The following is a 2711-nucleotide window of genomic DNA, read 5'->3' on the forward strand; positions in this document are numbered from 1 at the left end:
GGCAAAAATGGTTAAAACAAAGATGTAGGAATGTTTTTCCTTATTACTTTCATAGCTGCAGTGATCTGGTTTTTTACGGTCTGGATAGAAACATTAAGTTCTGAGGCAATCTCCTTGAGGGATTTTTCCTGCTTTCTACTCATGGAAACGATTAGCTGCATTTTTTCTGGTAATAATGCAATGGCTGCATCAAACTGAATGTTTAAATCCTTCAATATAATATCTGAATCTGCAGAAACTGAAAGTTCTTTGTTTATCAGTAAGGCAAACTCTGCACGGTGGACATCAGTAACAGACTGCGACTTAAAATAGTTAATGACCTGATATTTTACCGCACCCTGTAGGTAGGCACCAAGATTGCTTTCAAGATTAATTTCATTTCGTTTCTTCCATAGTGAAATGAAAATTTCCTGTGTAATATCCTGGGCAACATGTTCATTACCTGTTTTTTTAAAGGCCCTGTCAAAAACGGATTCCCAGTGGTGCTGATAGATTGCCTCCATTGCTAAGGGGCTGCCTTTTTTAAGAGATATGATTAAATCTTTGTCCACAAAGTTTGTCTGATTAAGCCACAACAAATTTACCTGGGTTATATTCACTTAATATTAATTAATCTTAAAGAATCAGTCGGCAGCTCAATGCATGCACTAACATTGATCTGTTGATTTGCAAATTATGGAGGAGCCCTCAATCCGGAGGATTAATTACCACAAGTTTGACCGAGCTTTCAGGATCATCATTGAACGAAAGTTAATTGACTATCAGACACGGATTCTATAGAATATCAGTTCCGCTGCGTAAGAGCGATACGGTGCTTTTCAAAAGCAGTACCCGCATCTGATTAACCGCCTGCCAAATACTCAGATCGCATCTTATCTTGGTATCACATCTGAATTTCTAAGCATGATCCGCAAGAAAATTTCAAGTAAGTAAAGAGCTAAATTTTGCTTAGTAATTTAACTTTGATTCCTGATGCTTTGCCCTGTTCCACATGATCTCATATCTGCTTGCTACTATTCTCATAAATGGAACAAATAATTTATAACACTGTGTTTGTTAGCAAATTAAAAGGTAATTTTCTAACTTTAAGCAGATAAAAAAATACTCCGAAAAACGTTTAAAAATATCTTATCAACATAAAACTTATAAACCATGTCACATTCAAAAACCATTGTACTCATTCCCCTTCTAATTTAAGAGCTAAGGTTCATCCTGATCTTATTAAAACCGGCTTTAAAGATGTGGTGAATAATATCGTTACCTTAATTGATACTCTTCCAGAGAAGCCTCTAATTATTGGTCACTCCATGGCAGGAATGGCAGTGTTAAAATTGGTAGAACTGGGTAAAGCAGCGTCTGGTGTAAGCATTGATGGAGCACCACCCAAAAACGTCTTTCCACCATTTCAAACGCTTAAGACAGTATTACCCGCCTTTGGTTTCTTTTCTTTCAAAGGCTATTTTATGGGGAGTCGCAAATGGTACGAGTATTCATTTTTTAATACGATACCTGTTCCAGAAAAAGAAAAAGCATTTGAAAAGTTTGCCGTACCTGAAAGTTATAAGGTCAGTCATCAACTAGTTTTAGATTCGTTTTCAAACATAGATTTCAAAAAAAACCATGTACCCATTCTATTTGTTGGAGGTGGTAGCGATCATATTTTCCCACCTGATTTTACGCAAATAGTAGCAGGCAGCTATAGCAACGCGAATAGCCACGTAGACGTGAAGATATTTGATGGCAAGAGCCATTTTATTTGCCGAGAGCACGAAGAGATAGACCTAATACAAGCCGTAGCCTACACCATCGTTTTTATTTCAGTAATAATATTTAACATCCGCCTAAGCAAAAAGGAAAGCCCTCTTTAAAGTACGGATGAATTAACAAGTACACTGTATAACAAGTTTGACAGTGCCGGTAGTCTAGGAGATCCTATCTTAATTGGCTGGTGCAAACTGTCGACCAATCCGTACAACATAGCCGTTAATGATTAAAAAAATGGTAATGGCTCATGATAAACAGATATATTACCTAACCCCCCCGGAGGCAAGTTGTAGTGTTTCAAATTCTCATTAAAGAGCCGGTTTATTTCTACAGCTCCAGTTCTTTCCATTGAACGTAACCTAACCTACCACAACATTTTGCTACTTCAACATGAATTTGTTTTGGAACATCATTAACAACTTTCCATTGTACTACTCGTTTGGTATTATAGCTCAAATATATGACCACATCATCATACTTTTCGTTAGTAAATGTCTTATGGAGATAACTCTGTAGACCTACGGCCAGCCCAATCAACTTTTCGTTCATCAACTTATCAGCATACTTCAGGGGCATAAGCTTGGGATCAATAATAGGACGCACAGTAACGTTTATCATAGCGTTATCACCTCCATAAATGTATTCTTCTTTACTCTATCCATCAGCTAAGCATAAGTGCCATTTCAGCCCCAACCCACGAGGACATCGAAATGAATACTAAAGGCAGGTCTTCTGACTTGCTCCCGGTCATTCTACCTTCCCGTTCTAATCCTTTGGAGGATGTAACAGTGGCCTGATTTGAATGCCGTTGCGGAGCTTACAGCTGCGGGACAGTAACGGAATTACACCGTATTCCCTTTTAATTCCTTAAAAAAATTAAAGAAACCATTAGCGACACTAATATAGCAATTTCAGAAGAAATTTTAGAATTTAAAACCTATACATCA

At 37.4% G+C, this 2711-nt stretch carries 3 protein-coding genes and 1 riboswitch; of the genes, 1 reads left to right on the forward strand and 2 read right to left on the reverse strand.

Annotated elements, in window-relative coordinates; genetic code table 11:
• Window positions 1-11: 11 nt before the first annotated feature.
• A complete protein-coding gene (locus ADIARSV_RS12125; protein WP_040299946.1) occupies window positions 12-599 on the reverse strand; it encodes an RNA polymerase sigma factor in 588 nt (195 codons plus the stop codon).
• 642 nt (window positions 600-1241) lie between these two features.
• On the opposite strand from ADIARSV_RS12125, the gene ADIARSV_RS12130 reads away from it, so the two are divergent.
• A complete protein-coding gene (locus tag ADIARSV_RS12130) occupies window positions 1242-1868 on the forward strand; it encodes an alpha/beta hydrolase (protein ID WP_200864748.1) in 627 nt (208 codons plus the stop codon).
• A gap of 223 nt (window positions 1869-2091) precedes the next feature.
• Here ADIARSV_RS12130 and ADIARSV_RS12135 read toward each other — a convergent pair whose 3' ends face one another.
• Window positions 2092-2382 (reverse strand): hypothetical protein, encoded by a 291-nt coding sequence (locus ADIARSV_RS12135; RefSeq protein WP_052017012.1) that lies wholly within the window; start codon window positions 2380-2382, stop codon window positions 2092-2094.
• A gap of 87 nt (window positions 2383-2469) precedes the next feature.
• Window positions 2470-2669: riboswitch (cobalamin riboswitch) on the reverse strand.
• Window positions 2670-2711 lie beyond the last annotated feature (42 nt).

The organism is Arcticibacter svalbardensis MN12-7 (assembly GCF_000403135.1).
Taxonomy (GTDB): Bacteria; Bacteroidota; Bacteroidia; order Sphingobacteriales; family Sphingobacteriaceae; genus Arcticibacter; species Arcticibacter svalbardensis.